General features: G+C 73.7%; 21 protein-coding genes. 6 read left to right on the top strand and 15 right to left on the bottom strand.

The genetic code is table 11. The annotated features are described in order from the left end of the window. Nucleotides 1-33: 33 nt before the first annotated feature. Nucleotides 34-588 (top strand): dihydrofolate reductase family protein, encoded by a 555-nt coding sequence (locus ACWEOZ_RS33720; protein ID WP_451914728.1) that lies wholly within the window; start codon nt 34-36, stop codon nt 586-588. Nucleotide 589: 1 nt separating this feature from the next. Here the strand turns inward: ACWEOZ_RS33720 and ACWEOZ_RS33715 are convergent, their stop codons facing one another. Continuing rightward, a complete protein-coding gene (locus ACWEOZ_RS33715) occupies nt 590-3,631 on the bottom strand; it encodes a BTAD domain-containing putative transcriptional regulator (protein WP_451914727.1) in 3,042 nt (1,013 codons plus the stop codon). 68 nt (nt 3,632-3,699) lie between these two features. Between ACWEOZ_RS33715 and ACWEOZ_RS33710 the strand changes: the two genes are divergently transcribed. Then, complete coding sequence (locus ACWEOZ_RS33710; RefSeq protein ID WP_451914726.1) at nt 3,700-4,485, top strand: alpha/beta fold hydrolase; 786 nt, start codon at nt 3,700-3,702, stop codon at nt 4,483-4,485. 28 nt (nt 4,486-4,513) lie between these two features. On the opposite strand, the gene ACWEOZ_RS33705 is transcribed toward ACWEOZ_RS33710, so the two are convergent. Together ACWEOZ_RS33705 and ACWEOZ_RS33700 are read right to left on the bottom strand one after the other, a co-directional pair. Beyond that, entirely contained in the window at nt 4,514-5,674 is a 1,161-nt protein-coding gene (locus ACWEOZ_RS33705; protein WP_451914725.1) for an alkaline phosphatase PhoX, read from the bottom strand. A 99-nt stretch (nt 5,675-5,773) separates the two neighbouring features. Further along, a complete protein-coding gene (locus ACWEOZ_RS33700) occupies nt 5,774-6,526 on the bottom strand; it encodes an SDR family oxidoreductase (RefSeq protein ID WP_451914724.1) in 753 nt (250 codons plus the stop codon). Between the two features lie 328 nt (nt 6,527-6,854). On the opposite strand from ACWEOZ_RS33700, the gene ACWEOZ_RS33695 reads away from it, so the two are divergent. Both ACWEOZ_RS33695 and ACWEOZ_RS33690 read left to right on the top strand, forming a co-directional pair. Beyond that, nucleotides 6,855-7,016, top strand: coding sequence for a hypothetical protein (locus ACWEOZ_RS33695; protein ID WP_451914723.1), 162 nt, complete (start codon nt 6,855-6,857; stop codon nt 7,014-7,016). A gap of 22 nt (nt 7,017-7,038) precedes the next feature. Continuing rightward, nucleotides 7,039-8,289 carry a sensor histidine kinase gene (locus tag ACWEOZ_RS33690; RefSeq protein ID WP_451914722.1) on the top strand — a complete coding sequence of 417 codons (1,251 nt, stop codon included), beginning with the start codon at nt 7,039-7,041 and terminating at the stop codon, nt 8,287-8,289. On the opposite strand, the gene ACWEOZ_RS33685 is transcribed toward ACWEOZ_RS33690, so the two are convergent. Next, complete coding sequence (locus ACWEOZ_RS33685) at nt 8,286-9,746, bottom strand: GGDEF domain-containing protein (protein ID WP_451914721.1); 1,461 nt, start codon at nt 9,744-9,746, stop codon at nt 8,286-8,288. The genes ACWEOZ_RS33690 and ACWEOZ_RS33685 overlap by 4 nt on opposite strands. 204 nt (nt 9,747-9,950) lie before the next feature. On the opposite strand from ACWEOZ_RS33685, the gene ACWEOZ_RS33680 reads away from it, so the two are divergent. After that, a complete protein-coding gene (locus ACWEOZ_RS33680) occupies nt 9,951-11,396 on the top strand; it encodes a pyridoxal phosphate-dependent decarboxylase family protein (RefSeq protein WP_451914720.1) in 1,446 nt (481 codons plus the stop codon). Here ACWEOZ_RS33680 and ACWEOZ_RS33675 read toward each other — a convergent pair. The 6 genes from ACWEOZ_RS33675 to pdxR all read right to left on the bottom strand — a co-directional run bounded on the left by ACWEOZ_RS33675 (nt 11,393) and on the right by pdxR (nt 19,031). After that, nucleotides 11,393-13,486 carry a M14 family zinc carboxypeptidase gene (locus ACWEOZ_RS33675; protein WP_451914719.1) on the bottom strand — a complete coding sequence of 698 codons (2,094 nt, stop codon included), beginning with the start codon at nt 13,484-13,486 and terminating at the stop codon, nt 11,393-11,395. The genes ACWEOZ_RS33680 and ACWEOZ_RS33675 overlap by 4 nt on opposite strands. Nucleotides 13,487-13,546: 60 nt before the next feature. Beyond that, nucleotides 13,547-14,398 carry an SDR family NAD(P)-dependent oxidoreductase gene (locus tag ACWEOZ_RS33670; protein ID WP_451914718.1) on the bottom strand — a complete coding sequence of 284 codons (852 nt, stop codon included), beginning with the start codon at nt 14,396-14,398 and terminating at the stop codon, nt 13,547-13,549. Nucleotides 14,399-14,434: 36 nt separating this feature from the next. Further along, a complete protein-coding gene (locus tag ACWEOZ_RS33665) occupies nt 14,435-15,697 on the bottom strand; it encodes an MFS transporter (protein WP_451914717.1) in 1,263 nt (420 codons plus the stop codon). After that, nucleotides 15,694-16,281 (bottom strand): ArsR/SmtB family transcription factor, encoded by a 588-nt coding sequence (locus ACWEOZ_RS33660; RefSeq protein ID WP_451914716.1) that lies wholly within the window; start codon nt 16,279-16,281, stop codon nt 15,694-15,696. The genes ACWEOZ_RS33665 and ACWEOZ_RS33660 overlap by 4 nt, the downstream gene beginning before the upstream one ends. A 39-nt stretch (nt 16,282-16,320) precedes the next feature. After that, the gene (locus ACWEOZ_RS33655; RefSeq protein WP_451914715.1) at nt 16,321-17,535 is read right to left on the bottom strand and encodes an MFS transporter; all 1,215 of its coding nucleotides are present in this window, start codon (nt 17,533-17,535) and stop codon (nt 16,321-16,323) included. Between the two features lie 74 nt (nt 17,536-17,609). Further along, on the bottom strand, nt 17,610-19,031 hold the full coding sequence (gene pdxR, locus ACWEOZ_RS33650) for a MocR-like pyridoxine biosynthesis transcription factor PdxR (RefSeq protein ID WP_451914714.1): 1,422 nt from the start codon (nt 19,029-19,031) through the stop codon (nt 17,610-17,612). 99 nt (nt 19,032-19,130) lie between these two features. On the opposite strand from pdxR, the gene ACWEOZ_RS33645 reads away from it, so the two are divergent. After that, on the top strand, nt 19,131-19,730 hold the full coding sequence (locus tag ACWEOZ_RS33645) for a mycothiol-dependent nitroreductase Rv2466c family protein (RefSeq protein WP_451914713.1): 600 nt from the start codon (nt 19,131-19,133) through the stop codon (nt 19,728-19,730). A 48-nt stretch (nt 19,731-19,778) separates the two neighbouring features. On the opposite strand, the gene ACWEOZ_RS33640 is transcribed toward ACWEOZ_RS33645, so the two are convergent. From ACWEOZ_RS33640 to ACWEOZ_RS33620, 5 genes are all read right to left on the bottom strand, one after another. After that, the gene (locus tag ACWEOZ_RS33640) at nt 19,779-20,774 is read right to left on the bottom strand and encodes a nitronate monooxygenase (RefSeq protein WP_451914712.1); all 996 of its coding nucleotides are present in this window, start codon (nt 20,772-20,774) and stop codon (nt 19,779-19,781) included. A 30-nt stretch (nt 20,775-20,804) separates the two neighbouring features. Continuing rightward, complete coding sequence (locus ACWEOZ_RS33635) at nt 20,805-22,040, bottom strand: low temperature requirement protein A (RefSeq protein WP_451914711.1); 1,236 nt, start codon at nt 22,038-22,040, stop codon at nt 20,805-20,807. Nucleotides 22,041-22,207: 167 nt separating this feature from the next. Beyond that, nucleotides 22,208-22,894, bottom strand: coding sequence for a DUF4232 domain-containing protein (locus tag ACWEOZ_RS33630; RefSeq protein ID WP_451914710.1), 687 nt, complete (start codon nt 22,892-22,894; stop codon nt 22,208-22,210). A 407-nt stretch (nt 22,895-23,301) separates the two neighbouring features. Next, nucleotides 23,302-23,655 (bottom strand): hypothetical protein, encoded by a 354-nt coding sequence (locus ACWEOZ_RS33625; protein WP_451914709.1) that lies wholly within the window; start codon nt 23,653-23,655, stop codon nt 23,302-23,304. 139 nt (nt 23,656-23,794) lie between these two features. Further along, nucleotides 23,795-24,082, bottom strand: a 288-nt coding sequence (locus ACWEOZ_RS33620) for a hypothetical protein (RefSeq protein ID WP_451914708.1), incomplete at its 5' end; no start/stop codon positions are given.

The following is a 24,082-nucleotide window of genomic DNA, read 5'->3' as shown; positions in this document are numbered from 1 at the left end:
AGCACGGCACACCACTGATTCAGGAGAAATCCGATGCGCAAGCTCATCAACTCGACCTACCTCACCCTCGACGGCGTCATCGAGAACCCGATGTGGACCGGGCCCTACTTCGACGACGAGGCCGGCGCCTTCGCCGGCTCGCAGACCGACAACGCCGACGCGCTCCTGATGGGCCGGGCCACCTACGACGGCATGTCGAAGGCCTGGCCGGCCAGGGACGAGAGCGACCCGAGCACCGGCGCGGCCTACTTCAACAGCGTCAAGAAGTACGTCGCGTCGACCACCCTGACCGACCCCACCTGGAACAACACCGAGGTGCTGACGGGTGACCTGATCACGGCGGTCACCGCGCTCAAGGCCCAGGACGGCAAGGACATCCTGCAGTACGGCTACGGCTCGGTCACCGCCCAGCTGGTCGCGGCCGGACTGGTCGACGAGGTCCGTTTCTGGATCCACCCGGTGCTCGAGGGCGGCGACTCGCTGAGCACCCCGCTCAAGGACGTGAAGACCTCGTTCGAGCTCATCGACACCAAGGTCATGAAGAGCGGCGTGATCATCGCGTCGTACCGGCCGAAGACCGTGGCCTGACTCAGGCCGGGATGAGGGCCCGGGCGTCGTCCGGGCCCAGCCGGCTGCCCTCGGTGAGCAGCGCCGAGACGCGTTCGCGGCCGAGCGCGGTCACGAGGCGGGCGGTGACCCGCTCGATCCCGTCGCGTTCCGCCGGGGCCGCGGGGGCCCTCAGCGCCACCCGGGCCGCGTCCGCGGCACCCAGCAGCCGGGCGGCCACCTCCGGCACGGCCACCGCCGACGCCATGCCCTCCAGGGCGAGGACCACGTCGCGCGGCGCGTCCATCGCCCGCGCGGCCGCGAAGGCCTCCAGGTGCAGTGCGAGCCCGGCCGCCGGGTCGCCGCTCAGCTCGGCCGCGTAACCGAGCTCGACCAGGATCATCGGCAGGTACAGGGCCGGCTGCGCCTCGGCCCGGCCCTGCTCGGCGATGGCGCCGAGGTGGCGCAGCGCCGGCTCCACGTCACCGGCGCGGCGGGCGGCCATGCCGAGACTCATGCCGGCGAAGACCATCGCGGCCCGCGCGTCCCGCTCCTCGGCCAGCCGGTACGCGCGTTCGCCCAGCTCCCGGGCCCGCGGGTAGTCGCGGGTCTGCACCGCCAGCCAGGCCAGCCAGGACAGCTTGCCGCCCACCTCCGGCCACAGCGCCAGCTCCTCGGCCCAGCCGAGACCCTGCTCGTGCAGGGCCGCCGCCCCCTCGTGGTCACCCCGCATCTCGAGCAGGCCGCCCAGCCAGTCGTCGGCCTGCAGCTGACCCCAGCGGTCACCCAGCTCGGCGAAGAGCGCGGCGCTGCGGGTGCCGGTGCGCTCCAGCTCGGCCAGGTCGCCGCGGACGTGGGCCAGCTTGGCCCGGGTGCTGAGCACCGCGGCCTCGGTCCACCGGTCCTCGAACACCGTGGGCAGCAGCTCCGCCGCCAGCGTGACCTCGCCGCGGTCGAGCACCGCGTTCGCCACGAACCACGCTGCCCGGTCGCCGGGGTGCGCGGCCAGCGCGGCGCGGATCTCGCCGGCCACGACCGGGGCGCCCTGCAACAGCGCGAACCCCACCCGCCAGGCCGCCGCCCGCGCCTGCTCGGCCGCGCTGCCGTCGTGAGCCAGGGCCCGGCGGGCCTCGGTGAGCCGGCCGCGCAGGATCAAGTACCAGGTCAGCGCATTGGCCAGGCGCAACCCGCCGCCGTGGGCCAGGGCGGTGCGCAGGTTCGCCGACTCGGCGTCCAGCCGGGCCAGCCACCCCTGCTGGTCGGCGCCGCGCAGCTGAGGGTCGGCCCGTTCGGCCAGCGCGGTGTAGTAGGCCGCGTGCCGGGCCCGTACCGCTTCCGGGTCCGGCAGCCGCTCCAGGCCGAACGCCGCGATGGACTCGAGCAAGCGGTAGCGCGGCTCGGCGCCGCTGTCGTCCGGCACCACCAGCGACCGGTCCACCAGCCGGGCCAGCGCGTCCAGATCCGCCCCGCCGACCTGCTCGGCCGCCTCCGGCGTGCAGCCGTCGGCGAAGACCGCCAGCCGGGCCAGCACCCCCTGATCCGCGGCGTCGAGCAGCTCCCAGCTCCAGCCGATCACCGCGGTCAGCGTCCGCTGCCGGTCGGGCCGGTCCCGCTGCGCGGTGCTGAGCAGCCGGAACCGGTCGTCGAGCCGGTCCACCACGCCGGTCACCCCGAGCGAGCGCACCCGGGTGGCGGCCAGCTCCAGCGCCAGCGGCAGCCCGTCCAGGCGCCGGCAGAGCTGGGCGACCGCGGGCGCGGTGCGCTCATCCAGCCGGAAGGTGCGCTGGTGGGCGGCGGCCCGGGCGGTGAAGAGCCGGGCCGCGGCGGACCGGCGGACCACATCCAGGTCCCCGCCGTCCTCCGGTACGGCCAGCAGCGGCACCTCCCACAGCACCTCCCCGGTCAGCCCGAGCGGCTCCCGGCTGGTGGCGAGCACCGTGACCCCGGGCGCCTCCCGCAACACCCGCGCGACCAGCGCGGCGGCCGGCTCGATCACGTGCTCGCAGTTGTCCAGCACGATCAGCAGGTGCCGGCCCCGCAGCGCGACGGTCAGCCGGTCGTCGGGGGCGACCTCGGCGCCGGCCGCCTCGTGCACGCCCAGCGTGGCCAGCACCCGCTCGGCGATGCCCGGGTCACCGGCCGGCAGCGGCGCCAGCTCGACCAGGTGCACGCCGTCGGGGAACGTCTGCTCCCGGGCCACCTCGGTGGCCAGCCGGGTCTTGCCGACGCCGCCCGGCCCGATCAGCGTGACCAGCCGCTGCTCCGGGACGAGCGTGCGCAGCTCGGCCAGCGCCTCGGCCCGGCCGACCAGCTCGTCCAGCCGGGCCGGCAGGCTGTTGCGGATGATGGCGGCCTTCGGCGGCGGGCTCAGCGCGGAGTCCTGCTCCAGGATCTTGCGGTGCAGCGCGGCCACCTCGGGACCGGGGTCCAGCCCCAGCTCGTCGGCGAGTCGTTCGCGCAGGTCGGCGTAGCTGTCCAGGGCCTCGGTCTGACGGCCGGCCGCGTAGAGGGCGCGCAGGTGCAGGGCTCGCAGGCTCTCGCGCAGCGGATACCGGGCGACCAGTTCGGCCAGCTCGGCGGCGACCAGATCGTGCTCGCCGCGGGCCAGCCGCGCGTCGGCGAGCCGCTCGCGCACGGTGAGGCGCTGCTCGGTCAGCCGGGTCGCCTCGGCCCGGACGAACTCCTCGTCGGCCATGTCGGCGTACGCGTCCCCGCGCCACAGCGTCAGGGCCGACGTCAGGGTCTCCACGTCACTCGCCCCGGCCAGCGCGGTGAAGTGGTCCGCGTCCACCTCCGCGGTCCGCAGCACGTACCCGGGGGAGCGGGACTCGACCAGGTCACGGGCGCCGGGCTCGGCGTCGTTGAGCGCCTTGCGCAGCTGCGAGACGCGCACCTGCAGCGCACCGAGCGGGTTGGCGGGCACGTCCTCGGCCCACAGGTCGTCGATCAGCCGGTCCGCCGACACCACCTGGTTGCGGTTGGCCAGCAGGTCGGCCAGCAGGACGCGCACCTTGGCGCCGGGCACGACAACCGGCTCGCCGGCGTCGGTGGTGACCGCCAGCGGTCCGAGCACGCCGAATCGCATGGCGCACACCCTACAAGCGGGCAGCGGACCGCAAGGGAACCGTAAGGGCCGGCCGACATCGTGGGGGCATGGACATCTACCACGAGGAACACGGCACCGCGGCGGGCCGCCCGGTGCTGCTGATCCACGGCGCGCTCTGCGGCATCGGCACCTCGTTCGGCGCGATCCTGCCGTTGCTGGCCCGTACGCGCCGGGTCATCGCCGTCGAGTTGCAGGCCCACGGCCGTACCCCTGACATCGACCGTCCGTTCACGGTGGAGAGCTTCGCCGCCGACGTGGTCGAGCTGCTCGACCGGCTGGGCGTCGCCACCGCCGACGTGTTCGGCTGGAGCATGGGCGCGGCGGTCGCGCTGCGGCTGGGCACCGACCACGCGGATCGGGTCGGCCGGCTGGTCCTGGCCTCGGTGAGCTTCGACGAGGCGGGCCTGCACCCGGGCCTGCTGGACGGCATCCAGGACCTGCGGCCCGAGCACCTGCACGGCTCGGAGCTGCACGACGAGTACCTGCGGACCGCGCCGGACCCGGCGGGCTTCGCCACGCTGGTCACCAAGATGAAGGTGCTGGACGCGGACCTGCCGCGGTGGACCGCCGCGCAGCTCCGGGCGCTGGCCGCGCCGGCGCTGCTGGTGCTGGGTGACGCGGACATCGTGCGCCCGGAGCACGCTGTGCAGATGTTCCGGCTGCTCGGCGGCGGCGTGGCCGGCGATCTGACCGGCCTGCCGGCCTGCCGCCTGGCGATCCTGCCGGGCACCACCCACACCGGCATCCCGCAGCGCGCCGAGTGGCTGGCCCCGATGATCGACGAGTTCCTCGACGAGAGCGAGCCGGCCCGGGCCGTACGCCCGGCGGCCTGACCGGGCGCACGACGCAGGCCGGCTGTGGTCAGCGGCGGAAGGGCCCGGTGACGCAGTAGGTGATGCCGCCCGACGACGATCCGCTGGTGCCGCGCTGCGAGGAGAAGTACAGGCGGTCGCCGGCCGGGGTGAAGGCCGGGCCGGTGATCTCCGAGCTGCTCTGGCCGGTGATCCGCAGGAACGGCGAGACCTTGTCGTCCGGCGTGATCAGGCAGATCTCCATGGTGCCGCCGTCCTCGGCGACGTACAGGTCACCGGCGGTGGTGCCGGTGATGTTGTCCACCCCGGACAGCGGGGCCGGGCCCGGGCTGACCAGGTTGTCGTCGTACGCGAGCTCGTAGGTGCCGGCGGCCAGGTTGACCTGCCAGACCCGGTTGTCGCCCTTGGTGGTGAACCAGACGGTGTCGTCGGCGTAGTGGCAACCCTCGCCGCCGTTGAAGGCCTTGGCCCCGGACACCTGATAGCGGGTGGCGGTGGGGGAGCCGTCCGGGTCGGGAACGTTCACCCAGGTGAAGGTGCCCGAGGTGGCGGTGCCGGCCCGGAACACCTGCAGCGTGCCGGTGGACAGGTCACCCCAGGTCGCGGGGATGAAGCGGTAGAACTTGCCGTCGGTCTCGTCCTCGGTGAGGTAGACGACCCGCCGTACCGGATCGGCCGCCGCGGCCTCGTGCTTGAACCGGCCCATGGCCGGGCGGAAGACGGCCGTGCCGCCCAGGGGGTACGTCTCGAAGACGCGGCCCAGGCTGACCTCCTCGCAGGACAGCCAGGTGTTCCAGGGCGTCCGGCCGCCCGCGCAGTTCTGGTTGGTGCCGGACAGGATCCGCGACGCGCCGATGATCGCGCCGGCGGAGTTGAACAGGATCCGCGAGGCGCCGCCGCCGGCCGAGGAGCTGACCTCGGAGTTGGAGACGTAGACCCAGCCGGTGCCGTTCGGGATGACCGCGCCGCCGTCGGGGGCGTCGTGCCAGACGTAGGACGTGCCGCTGACGACCTGCCGGGACCGGGCCACGATAGAACTGGTGAACCCGGCCGGTAGCTGGATGCCCCGGGCGTCGGCGCTCTGCAGCGGGCCGTAGGGCCCGGTGGCGTTCTGTGCCGGTGCGCCGTACGCCGCGGACCACGCGGTGAAGGGCAGCGCCATCGCTCCCGCGCTCACCACTGTCGCTCGCAGCATCGTTCGCCGATCCATGGAACCTCCTCGATGGGTTCCTGGCAGCCTGCGGGCGGTGCGTTGCCGGTCCCGATGCGGCGCGTGAACCCGCGGTGGATTCTGGACCGCGACTTGGGCTCAGCTGAACCGGGCGACCGCCCGCAGCGGCGCGTGGCGCATCACGAAGCCGACCGGCACCCAGGGCCAGGCCGGCACCTTGGCCTGCGGGCGCTCCCGTTCGATGGCCCGCACCATGGCCCGTACGCCGTGCTCGGTGGAGACCATCATCGGCTTGGGCTTGGCCGCCGGGTTGGCCTCCGACACGATGTAGCCGGGGAAGACCGTGGTGACCTTGACCGCGGTGCCCAGCAGGTCGGCCCGGATGCCCTCGGCGAGCGCGGCGACCCCGGCCTTGGTGGCGGCGTAGGTGGTCATCCCGCGGGGCAGGCCGCGCATCGCGCTCATCGAGGAGATCACCACGAGGTGGCCGTGGCCCTGGTCGCGGAAGATCTGCGTGGCGGCCTCGCACTGCGCGAGCGCGGCGACGAAGTTGGTCTGGGCGCTGTGCAGGTTGGTGTCGAAGCCGCCGGTGCCGATGGGCCGGCCCTTGCCGCCACCGGCGTTGACGATCACCCGGTCCAGCGTGCCGAACTCGGCCCGGACGGCGTCGAACACCGCGAAGACCTGGGCGTGCTCGGTGACGTCGAGCTGCCGTACCGTGACGGTGATGCCGGGGTGGGCGGCCAGCAGCTCGTCCCGCAGGGCCTCGAGCCGGTCCAGCCGGCGCGCGCAGAGCGCGAGGTCGCGGCCGCGCGCGGCGAAGTCGCGGGCCATCTGCTCGCCCAGCCCGGCACTCGCCCCGGTGATCAGGATGTTCTTCCGCACGCCCACGCGCCCGACCTCTCCTCGCCCTGGGTCCAGTCTCCAGCCTGGCGGATCTCCGCCGGCGGGCGGGGCGCGCCCTCCTACCGAATCTGATCTCGCGCGATATTCGCGGCGATGGATCGGTACGGCAATGGTCGCCGCTCAGTGCGGCCCGAAATTCCGTCACAGTGCGGTGAACAGCAACGATGCGGTTGTCCGGAATCAATCCGTGGCATATCGAATGCAATTCCTGCTCTTCGGATCCCGGCCCGGGAATTGTTGAACTGCCGGTCCGGGGGATCCGTGTCATCGGGAGGGTACCGACGGTGACGGCGGTGGGCGGGAGGACACGATCGTGGACATCTGGAGTCGTTCCGCGGCCTGGGCTGCCCGGGTCCGCGGCCGGCACGGCCTGACCGGACGCCGTCCGTGGCCGGCCGTCCGGTGGCTGCTCGGCCGGGCCGCGCCGGTCCTCACCTTGCGGGGACAGCCGCTGGCCCGCGGCGTCCGACCGTGACCTCGCGGCCCTGCTCACCGCCGTGGCCGAGGTCCGCGACCCGGCGGCCGGGGTCGAGGCGGCCGCGGCCGAGGTCGAGGTGTTCGCCCAGCGCATCACGGCGGCGAGCGAGGCCGGCGCCACGGTCGACCTGCCGGTGCGGCAGTGGACGGAACTGACGACGCTGTATCTGGCCAAGGTGCGTCAGGTCCTGCGCAGTGCCGTCGACCGGGCTCTCGCCGACATCACCGCGCTGCGGGCGGACCGGGCCGCCGGGACCCGTACCGACCTGGCTGTCGTCATCGCGGTGCTGCTCGGCGTCATGCTGCTCGCCGGTCTGGTCGGCGGCGGGCTGACGGTCGAGCTGCGCCGGTTGCGGGACCGGATGGGCGACGTCGGCGAGCACCGGCTGCCCCGGCTGGTCGCGGCCCTGGCCGAGAACCCGGTGGAACGCCTGGCGGTCCCCCTTCGCGCCACGCCCCCGGTGCCCGCCGGACCGGACGAGATCGGCCAGGTCGGCCGGGCCTTCGAGTCCGTGCACCAGCAGGCGATCCGGCTGGCGACCGAACAGGCCGAGCAGCGGGCGACCACGGCCGGCATCGCCCGCACACTGACCCGCCGGACCCAGGAGCTCATCGGCCGGCAGCTCCACCTGATCACCGAGCTCGAGCAGCGCGAACTGGACCCGGACAAGCTGAACCGGCTGTTCGGCCTCGACCACCTGGCGACCCGGATCCGGCGGCACGGCGACAGTCTGCTCGTGCTCACCGGCGGGCGGCCCGCGTGGCGCTGGCCCCGGCCCGCCTCCCTGACCGAGGTCGTGCAGGCCGCGGCGGCCGCCACCGAGCAGTACCGCCGGGTCGAGATCAGCCCGCTGCCCCAGAGCGGCATCCGCGCCGCCGTCATCGTCGACCTGCTGCAGATCCTCGCCGAACTCATCGACAACGCCACCCGCTTCTCCCCGCCGGACACCCCCGTGCGGATCACCGCCGGGCCGCTCGCCGACGGCGGCATCCGGGTCGAGGTCCGCGACCAGGGGTACGGGCTGGGCGAGCGCACCGCCGCGGAGCTCAACGCCCGGCTCAGCCGCCCCCGGCCGGACGGGATCGGTGACGAGCCGACGCTCGGACTGCACGTGGCCGGCACCCTGGCGGCCCGGACCGGAGTCGCGGTGCACCTGCTGCCGATCGAGCAGGGTTGCGTGGCGGCTGTGGTCGTACCCCCGCGCTTGTTGAGCCCGGCAGCGGCGGAACCGGCCGTTGACCGCGCCGGGCTGCTCCCCGCGAGCCCTTAGCGGGTGACGGGTGCGGTGTCGTCGCGACGGCGGGCGGCCTTGCCGGCGTACATGTCCGCGTCGGCCAGGCCGATCAGCAGGTCGCGGTCGACCGCCAGGCCGGGCCGGGCCTGCGCCAGGCCGATGGTCACGCCCACCGACACCACGCCGGCCGGCAGCGGGACGGGCGCTCGGACGGCGTCGATGATCCGGGTGGTGAGCTCGGGCGTCCCGGGACCGAGGGCGCCCCGGCAGAGGATGAGGAACTCGTCGCCACCGAGGCGGCCGACCAGGTCCTCCCGGCGTACGGCGGCGGTCAGCCGGGCGGCCACCGCCTTGAGCACGGCGTCGCCGGCCGGGTGCCCGTACCGGTCGTTGACCGGTTTGAAGCCGTCGAGGTCGCAGAGCAGGATCGTGACCTCGTCCAGGGTGCCCCGGCCGACCTCGGCGAGCGCCCGGTCGATCTCGGCCGCGATGTGCCGGCGGTTGCACAGCCCGGTCAGCTCGTCGTGGGTGGCGTGGTACGCCAGGGTCTGCTCGGCGCGGTCGCGCTGGCCCGACAGGTGCCGGATGCGCAGCAGCACCAGCGGGACGACCAGCAGCGTCCCGACCGGCAGCAGCAGGCTGGCCGACTCGGTGCCGCGCAGCACCTGCACCGCCGCGATCAGCGGATTGGCGCTCAGCGCGGCGGCCAGCCAGCCGAGGCGCTGGTTCCCGGCGTCCGGCCCGGCGCTCAGCGGCAGGGTGATCGCCGGCGCGTCCGGATGCAGCGGCGCCGCCGCGAGCGTCAGGTACGCCGCCATCATCACGCCGGTGCTCCAGACGGTGCCCGAGCCGCTGGTCAGCGTGCCCGTCGCCGTGGCGGCCAGCGTCAGAACCCCGGTGACCAGCAGATATCCCAGCGTGCCGCGCCCGGGTCGGGCCATCATGCCGATCCGCAGCACACAGCCGATGACGCCGCACAGCACCAGCAGGTCGGCCAGCAGCAGCACCTCACCGAAAGGCTGGGCCGCCGCGGGCAGGCGGGGCTGGATGACCCACTCCCAGACCGGCCCGCCCGCGCACAGCCCGAACAGGGTGGCGTCGATGATGCCGCCCGGATCCGCGCTGGCCCGCCGGCGCACGGCCGCGGCCACGCCGACCAGGAAGAACATGTGGGCGGTGGACTGCGCCAGGTCGAGCGCCGAGCCCTGGGCGCGGCCCAGGTGGGGCTCGTTGACCCAGCCGGGGAAGAGCAGCTGGCCGGCGAAGAGCAGGACCAGGCCGACGACGGCGAGCAGCCAGGGGCGGCGGTCCGGCAGGTGCCCGCTGGCCAGGGCCGCGAGCAGGGTGACGATCGGCAGGACCGAGACGAGGGTGTAGACCAGCGGACGCCCGTCCGGCCCGGCCAGGGCATACGCCACGCCGGCACCCAGCACGGCGGTCGCGGTCGCGGCGTGCACGGGCCACGCCGGTGCTGTGGCTCGCGGCCAGCGCATCGGCAGGTCCCCCTTCTCGATGTGTCGCCACCCTGATCGGTCTCGCGCATGCGGATCTGAGCAGAACATGTCCGCGGGGGTCAGCGATACCCTCCGCGCGCCGATCCGGACGAAGAACCCCAGCGGGGCACATTCTCGACCGGACCGGCGTCGGCTTCGCGTCGCTTGCTGTCGCCGTACGGCCGGATGCGCGAGGCTGCCGATATGGCTGATCCTCTGCTGGACCGCGACGCGGCGACCGCGGCGCTCGCCCAGGTGTCCGCGGCCGCCGGGCCCTACCTGGACTCCCTGGCCGCACGGCCGGTGCACGACCCCGCCGCCGCGAAACTGCTCGCCGGCCTGGCCGGTCCGCTGCCGGAGGCCGGCGACGGCACCGCCGCGGCGGTCGAGCGGCTCCTCGAGATCGGCACGGCCACCGCCACGGCCTCGTCCGGGCCCCGGTTCTTCCACTTCGTCACCGGCGGCAGCACCCCGGCCGCGCTGGCCGCGGACTGGACCGCCGGGCTGCTCGACCAGAACGCGTTCGCCCGGGTGTCGTCGCCCTTCGCGCACGAGGTGGAGACGGTCGTGCTCGACTGGCTGCGGCAACTGTTCGGGATCGAGGCCGGCTGGGGCGGGGCGCTGGTCGGCAGCGCGACCTTCGCCAACTTCACCTCCCTCGGCTGCGCCACCCAGTGGTGGGGCGAGCGCCACGGCGCCGACACCGTGCGCGACGGGCTGTCCGGGCTGCCGCGGATGCCGGTGCTCTCCGGCGGCTATGTGCACGCCTCCGCCCGCAAGGCCCTGCAGATGCTCGGGCACGGCCGGGACGCGGTCGAGGTCTTCAGCCGCGACGACGTGGGCCGGGTCGACCTCGACGCCCTCGAGCGGCGGCTGGCCGGGCTCGGCGGCGCCCCGGCGGTGCTCATCGCCAACGCCGGCGAGGTCAACGCCGGCGACTTCGACCCGGTCGACGCGCTGGCCGCCCTGGCCGAACGGTACGGCGCCTGGCTGCACGTCGACGGCGCGTTCGGGCTGTTCGCCGCCCTGTCGCCGCGCAGCGAGCACCTCGTGCGGGGGATCGGGCGGGCGCACTCCATCGCCGCCGACGGGCACAAGTGGCTCAACGTGCCCTACGAGAGCGGTTTCGCGCTGATCCGGGAGCCGGAGCGGCTGGGCACCGCGTTCGGGATGCCGGGGGCCGCGTACCTGCCCGGACCGCAGGACCCGGGCGGCGGCTACGGCCTGTACGGGCCCGAGTCGTCGCGGCGGGCAAGGTCGCTGCCGATCTGGGCGACGCTGACCGCGTACGGGCGGCAGGGTCACCGGGCCATGGTGGAGCGGCACCTCGACCTGGCCCAGCACCTGGCCCGGCGGGTCGACGAGGCGCCCGAGCTGGAGCGCCTCGCCGACGTGCCGCTGTGCATCGTGTGCTTCCGGGTCGCCCGCCCCGGCCTGGCCGAGCAGGACCTCGACCGGTGGAACCGGGCCGTCGGCGAGGCCCTGATCGCCGACGGCCGGGTCTTCTGCGGCACCACCGTCTACGGCGGCCGGGTGGCGCTGCGCCCGGCGATCGTCAACTGGCGCACCACCGCGGCCGACATCGACCTGTTCGTCGACGTGGTGCGGGAGCTCGCCGCCCGCACCCGGCCGGACGCACCTTCCTCCTAGCGGGTGGCCGCCGCGCTGTCGCGGGCGATGCGGACCAGTTCGAGCAGGCCGTCCGCGTACTCCTGGGATTCGGCGTGGGCCTCGTCGAACGGGGGCTGGAAGCCCACGCCATCCCACTGCTGGGTCTCCTCGTTCCAGATGTCGTTGCCGACCTCGAAGTCCCAGGCCGCGATGCCCAGCTCGTAGTAGAGCTGGTCGGCCGAGTTGCCCGCCGCCGAGTACAGGACGTCGGCGACCGGGCCCGTGTACGCCGGCCAGGTCACCGTGCCGCGCGAGGCGGAGATCGCCCCGACGATGCGGCGGGCGCTGTCCAGGAAGTACTTCGACTCGTCGATCGACGGGCGGGGCAGGGTGATCCGGCCCGCCGCCTTGTACGCCCCCGGTGACCACATGAAGTAGCCGCCGTAGCTGTGCACGTTCAGGGCGTACTTGATGTTCGGGTTGGCCCTGGCCAGCGCGATCACGTTGTTGCTCTCCGCCTCCGACAGTTCGCCGGTGCCCGCGTACACGCCCGACAGGCAGTTGGAGCTGGCGCCCACGTAGCCGTCGAAGAAGGAGCCGACCGTGTAGTTGCGGTTGACATCGACGCCCCACGAGTCGCGCAGGGCCGGGTCGCGGGATGCGCCCGTGCAGTGGTTGACCAGGTTCTTGCGCTGGAAGTTGAAGTCGTTGAAGGAGTAGTTGGCGCCGTCCGGGTTGACCGTCGGGATGACGAACACCTCGACCGAGTCCAGCAGCTCGCGGGTCGCCGGGTCGGTCGCGTAGTTGGCCAGCAGGCGCTCGGCGAACTCCAGCGTGACCAGCGGCGTCGCCCATTCCCGGGCGTGCTCCTGCGAGTACGCCAGCACGCCGACCTTCGAGCCGTCGCGGACCGCGCCGATCCGCAGCGCCTGCACGGTCCACGGCCGCTGCGGCACCTCGGTGCCGGCCAGGCCGTCGTCGAGGCGGGCCGGGCCGGTGACCGGCATCGGCACGCCGGCGGAGCCCTCCTCGACGAACGCCGTGAAGCGCTGCGGGTAGCGGGCGGTGATGAACGCGGCCACGTCGTCGGTCGTGCTGATCACCTTGCCGCCGGCGTCGGTGGCCAGCGACACGGTCAGGACCCGGTCCCGGTACGTCGCGCCGAGCGGCCTGTTCGCCCGCCCCGGGTCCACCGTGCGCACCTGTACGCCGTTCATGCCCTGGTCACCGAACTTGACCGACTCCACCACGACAGCCGCCGCGGCCGGGTCGCCCAGGTACGCCGCGGCCGTACGCCGGTATCCCTGGGTGCGGCGCGGCAGGTCGACCACGTCGACCAGGTCGTCGTACTGCCGGCCCAGCCGCTTGATCCGCGCTTTGATGTCGACGGGCGTCATGTACGCGTCGATGAAGTCCTTCTGGTAGCCGGTCGGCTGCGGCGGCGGGGTGGCGTTCGGCCAGGCCGTCGGCGTGACGACGCGGGACTGACCGCCGAGGCTGGAGGTGGCGGTGACCTTGACCGGTTTCGCGGGCAGCCGCTGCGGCACCTCCACGTGGTACTGGTATTCGCCCGAGTCCTCGAAGCGGTAGAGCGGGTAGCTGCCGGTGGTGCCGTCGGCGGTCGTCCAGGTCACGGTGATCTCGACGTCCGGGTCGTCGGAAGCGGACGTGGCCACCTGGGTCTGCAGGAAGGTCCGCCCGTTGCTGGTCCACCAGTACGCCTGCAGGAACTGCAGGGTGTCCTCGCCGGCCAGGCGCGCCGAGCGCCGGCCCTCGGCGAGCCGCCGTGCGCCGTCGGCCTCGGTCTGGATCACCTGGACGGCCACCGCGCCGCGCCGGGTGAGCGCGGCCAGCTCGGCGGAGGTCACCACGACGTCGGCCATGACCTGCCCGTCGGTGGTGCGCGGCCGGGTGGCGACGTCCGCTCCGGACGCGACGAGCTGCTGGAACGCGGCCTCGTCGGGCAGCCGGAACCGGATCAGGGCGCTCCGGCCGGGGTCGAGGGCGATCACCGGGGCGGCGGCCGGCGCGCTCGGTGGGGCGGCGGCACTCGCACCGGGGTGGGTGAGTAGTCCGACGGTCAGCACGGCTGTTGCGGCGGTGGCCGCCCAGCGGCGTCTGGATGACATCGAGCCTCCTGCGACATCGAAGGATGATGACACCCAGACCAGTCCATCCATCGACCTGTGTCAACTGCCGCCGGCGCGCTCCCGGAAGTAGCCGCGGGCGCTGGCCGGCCGGCTCCCGTCCAGGTCGGTGAAGCCGTACTCCTCGGCGAGCTCGGCCGCCACCAGGCAATGTCCGGTGTGGCGGGCCACCGTGGGATCGCCGGCCAGGGCCACCACCGCGCGCCCGACGAACTCCGGCGACTCCGAATTGGACAGGTCCATGAACTCCGCCGCGCTCAGGACGCCCTCGGTGCGGACCAGTCCGGGGTAGAGGCTCACGGCGGTGACCTGGCGCGGCCGCAGCTGCTCGGCCATCACCGCGATCATGCGGTCGTCCGCGGCCTTGGCCACGCTGTACGCCACCTGGTCCTCGCCGCTGAGATAGCTGCCGGGGAAGAAGGACACCGTGACGACCAGGGCGCCCGGGCGCAGCACGGGCACGGCCAGCACGGTGGTGGCGTAGTGGGCGCGGACGCCGCCGGTGAACATGTCGTCCCAGACCGACAGCGGCTGCTCCCAGAACCCGCCCTCCATGTCGGTGTGCCTGTCCTCGTGGTAGGGCCGGTAGCCGGCCCAGACGTTGTTGACCAGCAGGTCGAGGCCACCGCTGCGGTCGCGGACCGCGTCGATCACGGCCGCGGTCCGGCTGTCGTCGGTGTGGTCGCACACCATCGGGACGCCCCGGCCGCCGGCCGCCGTGACCTCCCGCGCGGTCTGCTCGACACTGCCCCCGACCCGCGGGTAGGTGACGCTGCCGTCGGTCGACCGGCCGGTGACGTACACGGTGTGGCCGGCCGCGCCGAGGGCCAGCGCGATGCCCTTGCCCACCCCGCGGCTGGCCCCGGTCACCAAGGCGATGCGCTCATCAGTCATGCCGGGATCCTGCCGCCGGGGTACGACAAGAACGGGCTATCCGACCGGCTCCGGGACCGCGGGCCGGCTGCCGCTGCGCAGCCGCAGGAACAGCCCGGCCGAGGCCAGCAGGACCACCGCGCTGATCGTGTAGCCGGCCTCGACGCCGCTGCGGGTGGCCTGCCAGCCGATCACCGGGATGACCACCGCACCCACCGCCTGCATCAGCAGCGACTGCACGGACAGCACCGTGGCGCGCTCGCCCGGCTCGACCCGCTCGTGCAGCAGGTGCGCCTGCGCCGGGAAGGCGGCGCCCAGCCCGATGAAGAGCACGCAGTACGCGATCCCGGCCAGCACCGTGGCCCCGGTCCCGGACAGCATCGCGCAGCCCGCCAGCCCGGCCAGGGCCAGCGCCGACACGGTCCAGCCGGCCGCCGCCGCCCGGGCGTGCGAGGCGAAGCGGCGTACCGCCCCGGCGGCGAGCATGCCGCCGATCGCGTCCGCGCCGAAGCCGGCCGCCGCGACCACCGCGTACGTGGCGGCGGCGCGCGGGCCCGTGGAGAGGCCGGCCAGCCAGGCCGGCGTGAGCAGCTCGATCGTGCCCAGCGCCACGCCCGCTCCGCCCGCGGCCAGCATGATCCGGGTCAGGGCGCGGGCACGACCGGCCACCCGCAGCCCGGCGACCACGGCGGCCGGCACGCCCCGCAGCACCACACCGAGGGCCGGGCGCGGATGCGGCGGCTCGGGCAGCCTGCTGGTGAGCACCGCCCGCACCACCTCGACGCCGGCGGCCATCAGCACCGGCACGGCCAGCGCCGGCAGCGGGCCGGCCCGGCCCAGGGCCAGCGGCAGCAGCCCGCCGATCAGGGTGCCGGCGCCCAGGGCCAGCGACGCCGCGACCTCGCCGCGGGCCAGACCGGCGGTCAGGTCGGTCTCGCGCCCCTGGTCGGCGTGCACGGTGTCGACGTACCAGGCTTCGAGCGGGCCGGTGGACAGGGCCCGGGCGGCGCCGCGCAGCACGGCGGAGGCCAGGAACAGGGCGACCGTGCCGGCCAGGCCGAGCAGCAGCAGGCCGGCGGCGCCCGCGACCGCCGAGGCGATCAGCACGGGCCGGCGCCCGAGCATGTCGGCCAGCCCGCCGGTGGGCAGCTCCAGCACGGCGATGGTGAGGCCGTAGGCGACGCCGACGACCGCGATCGTCGACACCGTCAGGCCGCGGTCGAGCATCAGCAGGACCAGGGGGACCAGGTAGAGCCCGGCCGGCAGCCAGAGCAGAGCGTTCAGCAACGCGTAGCGGCGCGCGGCCGCGACGGCGGTCATCGGTCCGCGGCGCGGGGGAAACCGGCCACCACGACGGAGACCACGGCGGCCGCCGGATCGTCGGAGTCACGGGCGCGCAGTTCGTCGAGGTGGGCGTAGAAGCGGTCCCACAGCTCGCTCAGGGACGTCTCGGTCAGCCGTACCTGAAGGTCACCGATGCCCGCGGCCTCGACCCAGGCCGGGGTCAGCCGGTCCTGCTCGGCCTCGAAGCGTTCGACGTCGCCGATCAGGACCTCCACCTGGCGGCGGCGCATCATCGCGGCCGCTTCCCGGCCGGCGTCGGTGGCCGCGAGCTGGGTGTTGCTCCAGCCGGTCGTGCGGTGCACGGCGGCCCAGCGGCGTTCGCGGGGATGTCGGCGCTCCTGCGGTTCGGCCGGGGCCTCGGCGACGAACCCGTGCTTGGCCAGGATGCGCAGGTGGTAGCTGGTGGAACCGGTCTCGGTGTCGAGCCGGCGGGCCAGCTCGGTGGCGGTCGCCGGGCCGTGCCGGCGCAACAGCGCGAGCATGCGCACCCGCAGGGGATGGGCGACGGCCTTGAGGTCGGCGGGATCGGTGACGTGGCGTTCCTGCTGAGGGTCGGTCATGGCCTGACCGTAGCCCATGCAGAGAGTTTTCTGCAGAGATTATTCTGCAAGGATCGCGACAGGGCGGCTCCGGGCCGCCCACCGCGTCACCGGTACGGTGGCCAGCCCGGCCGCCGCGATGAGCGCGCCGAGGACCAGCCAGCCCGCGGCGCCGTACCCGAGAATCAGACCGGTCAGCGCGGCCGGGCCCAGGATCCGGGCCAGCGGGATGCCGCTGTTGTACATGCCCTGGTAGAGGCCGTGCCGTCCGGCCGGGGCCAGGCCGAAGCTGAGCTCCCAGCTCCCGGCGGCCTGCAGCATCTCGGCCAGCACCTGCAGCAGTCCCGCCACCACGAGGACCGCGCAGGTCAGCCCGGGGGAGGGGGTGCTGTCCGTGATCGCGAAGACGGCGCAGGCACCGAGCATCACCAGCCCGGCGGTACGGACGGTGCGCGCCGCCGACGACACATCGGTGACCCGGCGGGCCACCCGCATCTGCCACAGCATCACGCTGACCGTGTTGAGCGCCAGCACGACCGCGGCCATCCACGTCGGCGCCTCGGTGGCCGCCACGATCCACAACGGGATCACCAGGCTGAGCAGCGGCATGTAGAGCAGCATCACCGCGTTCAGCAAGGTCAGCACCGCGTACGGACGGTCCCGCAGGACCGTCAGCGCCCGCTCGCCCCCGGCCACCGGCGCCGGTGCCGTGCCGCTCGGCAGCCGGCTCAGCAGCACCGCGGCGATCCCGAACGCGACGGCGTCGAGGGCCAGCACCGTCACGTACGCCGGCCGGGTGTCCAGGGCGAGCGCGATCGCGCCGACGACCGAGCCCAGGGCCAGCCCGCCGTTGATCCGCGACTGCAGCCGGGCCCGGACCCGGGTCCGTTCCGCAGGCTCGACCAGCCGGGTCAGCAGCGCCTGGCGGGCGGCGATCAGGCCGGACTGGCAGACGCCGTACGCGCAGATGACCACCAGGAAGGCCGGGAAGCCGCGCGCCACCGGCAGCACCGCCACCGCCACCGCGGTGCCCGCCGCCAGGGCGACCGCCGCGCGGCGCGGGCCGATCCGGTCGGCCAGCTGGCCCAGCGGCATGCTGGCCAGGAACCCGGCGCCCCAGGCGAGCGACATGCCCAGCCCGAACCGGGTCGCGGACAGCCCGGCCACGTGCGTGAAGTACAGCGCGAAGGTGACGTAGAAGGCACCGTCCCCGATCGCGTTGACCAGGTGGGTACGCGCCAGCGTGGTGGCGACCCGGGCGGTGTCGGCGTTCATGGTCTCCACCTTCGGCGTTGATCGGGGCGCCGCAGAAGGGCCAATGACCGCCGAACGGATCGGGCCAATCCGGCTCACCCGGTGAGGCAGCGGGCCAGCCGGCGCAGGGCCTCGGGAAGACGGTCGGTGGGGATGCTGCCGAATCCGATCACCAGGCCGTCGCGTTCCGGCGGCGCCGCGCAGAAGTCGGCCAGGCTCTGCACGCCGACCCCGGCGCGCTCGGCCCGGGCGACCACGGTGGCGGCGTCCACCCCGGCGTCCGGGCGCAGGTGGGCGGTCAGGTGCAGGCCGGCCGCCGAGGCCACCGGGGCGAGCCGCCGGCCCAGATCGCCGTCCAGCGCGGTGAGCAGCAGGGCGCGGCGGGCGCCGTACACCTTGGTGGCCGTGCGCAGATGCCGGGCGAACAGGCCCTCCTCGATGAAGGCCGCCAGAGCCGCCTCGGAGGCGGTGTCGCCGTGCCGGTCGGCGACCTGCCGGGCCAGCCGCAGGGCCGGGAGCAGCGTGGCCGGCGCGACCAGGAAGCCCAGCCGCAGCGCCGGCAGCATGGTCTTGGAGAAGGAGCCGACGTAGATGACGCGGCCGCCACGGTCGAGACTCTGCAACGGCTCCAGCGGCCTCTTCCCGAAGCGGAACTCGCTGTCGTAGTCGTCCTCGACGACGGCGCTGCCGTGCCGCTCCGCCCACGACAGCAGCTCCCTGCGCCGGGCCTGCGACATCGGCACGCCCAGCGGGAACTGGTGCGACGGTGTCGTGTAGACGATCCGAGCCCGTGGCGGCAGCGCGTCCACGACCAGCCCCTCGTCGTCCACGGGCACCCCGGCCACGGTGGCGCCGTGCGATCGGAACAACCGGCGGGCGGGCTGATAACCCGGCTCCTCCACCGCCACGACGTCACCGGGCTCCACCAGCACCCGGGCGATGAGGTCGAGCGCCTGCTGGGCGCCGTTGGTGACCAGCACGTCGCCGGGCCCGGTGCGCACCGAACGGGAGATGCCCAGCCAGCGGGCCACCGCGGCGCGCAACGCGGGATGACCGGCCGGGTCGGCGTAGCTGCCCGCGGCGAGGGTGCCGGTGCGCAGCTCGCGGTTGACCAGGCGGCGCCACGACGGCAGCGGGAACAGGGCCGGGTCCGGGGTGCCGACCCGCAGGTCGTACCGGGGCTCCGGGCGCGGGGGCCCGGTCGTGGCCAGCTCCGGCCAGATCCCGCGGGGCTGGAGGCTGCCACCGGGCGCGGCGCCGGCGGGCCCGTCGAGAGCGGCGGTGCCGTCGACGAAGGTGCCGGAACCGACCCGCGCGGTGACGAAGCCCTCCGCCAGCAGCCGCTCGTACGCCGTCGAGACGGTGTTGCGCGACACCGCCGCGCTGCGGGCCAGCTCGCGGGTGGGCGGCAGCCGCTCGCCGGGTCGCAGCCGGCCGTCCAGGATGGCCTCCCGGAGCTGCCGGTAGACCTGGACGACAAGATCACCCGAACCGGTCAGGTGCACCTGGAAGCTCATCGGCCCCGCGATTGGTCTGCTCGGAAGGCGCCGGATTGGCCCTTGGGAGGTGCCACTCTACCGTCGTAGGCTCGGCCGGCAACCAACGAAGGAGCCGACGTGACCAGGGTGGATTTCTACTTCGACGCGGCCTGCCCGTTCGCCTGGATCACCTCCCGATGGATCCTGGAGGTCCAGCGGCTGCGCGAGCTGGAGCTGCGTTTCCGGCCGATGAGCCTGTCCGTGCTCAATGAGCACCGCGAGCTCCCGGAGTGGTACCGCGAGCTGGTCGACCGGTCGCTCGGCCCGGCCCGGGTGGTGACCGCCGCCGCTCAGGAGCACGGCGAGCAGGTGCTGGGCGACCTCTACACGGCGCTGGGCACCCGCATCCACCGGCACCGCAGGCAGGACTTCGACGCGGTGGTCGTTGAGGCGCTGGCCGAGGCCGGACTGCCGGCGACGCTGGCCGCCGCGGCCACCAGCACCGACTACGACGAGGCTTTGCGCAAGAGCCACCACGAGGGCATGGACCCGGTCGGTGCGGACGTCGGCACACCCACCATGCACATCGACGGGGTGGCGTTCTTCGGCCCGGTGCTGTCCAGCATCCCGCGCGGCGAGCAGGCGGCCAGGATCTTCGACGGGGCCCTGGCGCTGGCCTCCTTCCCGGACTTCTTCGAGCTCAAGCGCACCCGGACCGGCGAGCTGTCGTTCGACTGAGCCCACCCGCGGCGGAAAACCCATGCAAGTTCGTTATATGAGCCGCGGTCAGCTCAGCCGGTCGAGGATCTCGCGGCAGGTCCCCGGCCGGGCCTGACCGAACGCCGTCCCGGCCCACAGGTGCAGTGGCCCGGCGTCACCGGCCCGGGCCGCGGCGGCCCGGATCGGCGCGGTCAGGTGGTGCACCGCCGGGTAGGCGACCGGCGCGTCCGCGGAGTAGGTGTCCGTGAACCGGTTGCGCAGCCCGCGGGCCGGCTGCCCGGTGAACGCCCGGGTCACCACGGTCGAGGCGCCGTCGCTGCCCAGCGCCGCCCGGTGCGCCTCGCGAATCCCGGCCTCGGCGGCGAGCAGGAACATTGTGCCCACCTGGACGGCCGTCGCCCCGGCCGCCAGCAACGCGGCGACGTCCGCCGCACTGCCGACCCCGCCGGCGGCCACCACGGGTACGGGCACCGCCGCCCGCACCTCGCGGACGAGCTCGGCCGTGCCCCGGTCCCCGAGGTAGCTCGCGGGCCGCGTCGTCGCGGAGTGCCCACCGGCGCTGCCGCCCTGAGCCACCACGATGTCGGCGCCCGCGGCTGCGGCAGCTCTTGCCTCGTCCGCGTCGGTCACGGTGATCAGCACTGTTGACCCTGCCCGGCGCAGCGCGTCGACCACGGTCGCGTCCGGGATGCCGAAAGTGAAGCTCACCCACGCCGGCGCCGCGGCCACGGCCAGCTCGACCTTGGCCGCGAAGTGGTCGTCGTCGTGCAGGCGCAGCGCGGGCAGCTCAACGCCGTACCGGTCGGCCTCGGGGGCCAGCCGGTCCCGGTAGGCCTCCACCGCCGCAGCGTCGGGAACGGTCTTGGAGGGCACGAAGATGTTGAGCCCGTACGGGTGACCGCGCAGCTCGCGCAGCTGAGCCTCGACGGCCTCCGGAGTCAGGTAACCGGCGGGCAGGAATCCGGCCGCCCCGGCCTCGGCCGCCGCCCGCACCAGCGCGGTCGAGGAGACCCCGCCGGCCATGGGCGCGACGACGACGGACCGCTCGCAACCGTCCAGCATCCCGCCACTGTAGGACGCGCCGCCGCTTCCTCATACCTTGGCGGTGCGGACCTCACCGGAGCGGTGCAGCAGGAAGCCGGTCAGCACGCCCGCCACCGTGAGCGCCGCGAACAGGCCGACGGTGACGGCGGGGGAGAGGTCGAGCAGAGCGATCAGCAGGGCCAGCGGTACGCCGGCACCGGGCCAGATCACGGCCCCCCGGATCCGCTGGCCCAGCTGGCCCTGCATCACCGCCGCGCTCAGCAGGTAGCCGGCGGTGGCGATGCCCAGCACCCACCTCGTCCCGGCGGTGAGGTGGTCGTCGGCCCCGTGCAGCACCGCGTGTTCGAGCCCGACCGCCACCGCCGCCAGCGAGACGGCCAGGGGCAGGTGCACGTACACGTAGAAGTCGTGCACGCCGTGCTTGGTCGCGTGGTCGCCCTCGGCGGCCAGCCGCCGTTTGGCCGCACCGCCGGACAGGTCGAAGTAGATCCACCACAGCGCCGCCGCCACCACGAACGCCACCACCGCCGTGACCACCACGGCCGGCTTCCACTCGCCGTCGTGCAGGCCGGTCACCACGGCGGTCACAGACTCGCCGAGGACCAGGATGACGAAGAGCCCGAAGCGTTCCGGCAGGTGCTCCAGGTGCAGCGGGACGGCGTCCTTCAACCGGGCCGCGGCGGTCGGCCACACCAGGTCCGCGAGCACGCCGACGCCCCACAGCACGTACCGCGCCGGGGCCGGCACGGCCAGCGAGACCAGCCAGATCGCCGCGCCCAGTCCGTGCCCGATCAGGTACAGCCGGGCCGTCGACCGGGCCTTGGGCACGTGCCGCCAGGCCCGTACGTAGCCGGCGATCAGCGCCAGCCGGATGATGACGTAGCCGATGACGAACCAGCGGCCGGTGGATTCGTCGATCTTGTCCACCGCGGCGGCCATCGCCGCCACGCCCGCCATGGCGGTCAGGGTGATCAGCCGGAACACCGCGTCGTCGGTGTCGAACCGGTTGGCGTACAGGGTGGTGCTGGCCCAGGCCCACCAGCCCACCGAGAGCACTGCGGCGAACACGGCGGCGCCGTGCCAGGTCTCGTCCTTGGCCAGCAGGTCGGCGCACCGGGCGACGAACAGCACGAAGGCCAGGTCGAAGAAGAGCTCGAGGCGGGTCGCCGAGCGGTTCGACTCCTGGTTGAGGTCGGGCGGCCGGATGGGTTCGACCTGCTCAGCCTCCTCCTCGTCGAGGTGCTCTCGCTCCTCCTGGCCGAGCTGGTCCTCCGCGTTTGTCACTGGGCCTCCCACGCCGTGTCGCCGTCCGCTCGAACTACCCCCGGCAGCGTCCGGTCATACCCGTATGTGCACGATCGGCACGCTCAGGCCACTCACATGGATCTTTGAGGTGGGCGGTCTACCTGGGGTGATGGTCATCGACCTCACGGGCGGCGTCTCTGGACGCACTACAGGAGCGGGCCGTCGGTTTCCGCCGGTTTCGAGGCGGAGACGCCGGGGACGGGCCGGCCGTTCGGGTTCGCCGTGGCAGCACCGTCCGGGAGGACGCTCCAGGCGCTGATGCCCAGCCGGCCGGTGCTGCCCAGGTCGAGGCCGTCGCCCGGTGCGATGATCCGGGACGGGCGGCCGGCCAGCGGCGCGATGTCGAGCAGCTTCACCGTCACCGGTGGTTGCCGGATGTCGTCGTACGTGTTGCGCCAGGCCACGGTCGTGCCGGCCTGCTGTCCCGGCTTCAGGACGACGGGCCTCGGCGGGTTGTCCCGCGGGATGGCCGTACCGAGGATCTCCTTGATGCCGTGCAGGACGCGGACCTTCAGTTCCGACCGATCGTCGTCGAGCGGCCGCACAGCCGGGTAGCCCTTCAGCCGGTAGGTCTTCGAGCCGCAGTTGACCAGGATGATGCTCAGGACCCGGAGCCCCATCGCGGCGTCCCCCTCACCGACCTGGAACCGGACACCCTCCGGCGGACAGGTCCCCGGGGTCGCCGACGGGGTGATTAGCCCGGACGGGAAAGGCATCGGGTCGGGGAAGGCGGGCGGCTCGGAGGTGGACGGCTCCGCCGGCCGGGCGCACCCGACGAGCAGCGCCGCACAGGCCAGCGGTACGACGAAGCGGTGGCCCCGGATCTTGATCACTCGACCCATTCTGGCCGTCCCTGACAACCGTTCGGCGGCGTCCAGGGCGGCGTACCCGGCGACCCGGGATGGAACAACCCGGCGCTCCACTTGCACGCGTGGTGCATCGAACCCGGCAACCATCCGCCCGCGGTCTCCCGGCCCGGCGCTCCGGCCCCGGCCATCGCTTGCGGCAACGATCGGAAAGATCGGCCGGCCGAGTTCCTGACCGCGAACACCGGCTGGATGGCCGGCTTCAACCGTACGGAGGTGGCGACGGGAGCGACCACGAGGGCGACTGCACCACAGTCCGGCGGAACGGTGTCGAGGTGATCACCCAGGCGCCGAGAGAGAGTGGCGGGACCGGATCGCCGCCACCGTGTCCGGAGTCGAAGTTGACCACGCCGGCTGCCCGACCAGCTAACGGATCAGCACAGGGCCGGATCTGCGCCCACCCCGCCGACGGACATCACGACAATGCGGGGCGTGACCTCGATATAGGTCTGCAGGTACCCCGTACCGGAGGTGGACTCCGCGCGGTTGCGCGTATCGTCGGGCCGGGATGCACCGGTCAACCGGGTTTGAAGGGCGAGTGATCGGTACCCCGCCGATGCCGCCCCCACGGCCACCCTGTGGTGCATCGCGACCGTGACGCGGCACGAGCGTATCGACGCCGTGAAAATCACAGCCATCAGCTGCCTCTGGTGCGGAGTCTTCGGATGGGACCCGGTACGAATGACCCTGGGCTGCATCGCGCTGTTTTGCAATTTGAGGTCAGCCATTCCTCGGTGGGCTCGTCCGCCGTAGTCCGGACCATCGCTCCCGCGGGCCCGGACGGGGTGCCCCGCAAAGGGGCACCCCGCATCTCCATCGTCGGCTCAAACGCTGAGCAGTTTGACGGCGGCATTGTGACTGGTCCGATTATCGGAGGCAGATCGCGCCTCGGCGGTTCGCGAATTGGTGGCCGTTGAGGAAGCCGCCGACGAAGCCGCGTTCGCGGCAGAATTCGTTGGCTGCGCGGCCGGCGCGGGCCCAGGTGGTGGTGTTCACGTCGCCGATCGGGTAGCCGAGATCGCTGAGCTGACCCATCGTCGCATCGAACCACTGCGCGTCACGGAGGCAGATCGCGCCTCGGCGGTTCGCGAATTGGTGGCCGTTGAGGAAGCCGCCGACGAAGCCGCGTTCGCGGCAGAATTCGTTGGCTGCGCG

The sequence above is a fragment of the Actinoplanes sp. NPDC004185 genome (assembly GCF_053603475.1).
Note: the sequence above shows the minus strand (reverse complement) of the source record. Positions and strands in the feature narration are given on the sequence as shown.

What these genes read in the sequence shown, in the direction of transcription:
- ACWEOZ_RS33720 (WP_451914728.1), top strand. Translation starts at nt 34, where the DNA reads ATGCGCAAGCTCATCAACTCGACCTACCTCACCCTCGACGGCGTCATC.
- ACWEOZ_RS33715 (WP_451914727.1), bottom strand. Translation starts at nt 3,631, where the DNA reads ATGCGATTCGGCGTGCTCGGACCGCTGGCGGTCACCACCGACGCCGGC.
- ACWEOZ_RS33710 (WP_451914726.1), top strand. Translation starts at nt 3,700, where the DNA reads ATGGACATCTACCACGAGGAACACGGCACCGCGGCGGGCCGCCCGGTG.
- ACWEOZ_RS33705 (WP_451914725.1), bottom strand. Translation starts at nt 5,674, where the DNA reads ATGGATCGGCGAACGATGCTGCGAGCGACAGTGGTGAGCGCGGGAGCG.
- ACWEOZ_RS33685 (WP_451914721.1), bottom strand. Translation starts at nt 9,746, where the DNA reads ATGCGCTGGCCGCGAGCCACAGCACCGGCGTGGCCCGTGCACGCCGCG.
- ACWEOZ_RS33680 (WP_451914720.1), top strand. Translation starts at nt 9,951, where the DNA reads ATGGCTGATCCTCTGCTGGACCGCGACGCGGCGACCGCGGCGCTCGCC.
- ACWEOZ_RS33675 (WP_451914719.1), bottom strand. Translation starts at nt 13,486, where the DNA reads ATGTCATCCAGACGCCGCTGGGCGGCCACCGCCGCAACAGCCGTGCTG.
- ACWEOZ_RS33670 (WP_451914718.1), bottom strand. Translation starts at nt 14,398, where the DNA reads ATGACTGATGAGCGCATCGCCTTGGTGACCGGGGCCAGCCGCGGGGTG.
- ACWEOZ_RS33665 (WP_451914717.1), bottom strand. Translation starts at nt 15,697, where the DNA reads ATGACCGCCGTCGCGGCCGCGCGCCGCTACGCGTTGCTGAACGCTCTG.
- ACWEOZ_RS33660 (WP_451914716.1), bottom strand. Translation starts at nt 16,281, where the DNA reads ATGACCGACCCTCAGCAGGAACGCCACGTCACCGATCCCGCCGACCTC.
- ACWEOZ_RS33655 (WP_451914715.1), bottom strand. Translation starts at nt 17,535, where the DNA reads ATGAACGCCGACACCGCCCGGGTCGCCACCACGCTGGCGCGTACCCAC.
- pdxR (WP_451914714.1), bottom strand. Translation starts at nt 19,031, where the DNA reads ATGAGCTTCCAGGTGCACCTGACCGGTTCGGGTGATCTTGTCGTCCAG.
- ACWEOZ_RS33640 (WP_451914712.1), bottom strand. Translation starts at nt 20,774, where the DNA reads ATGCTGGACGGTTGCGAGCGGTCCGTCGTCGTCGCGCCCATGGCCGGC.
- ACWEOZ_RS33625 (WP_451914709.1), bottom strand. Translation starts at nt 23,655, where the DNA reads ATGGCTGACCTCAAATTGCAAAACAGCGCGATGCAGCCCAGGGTCATT.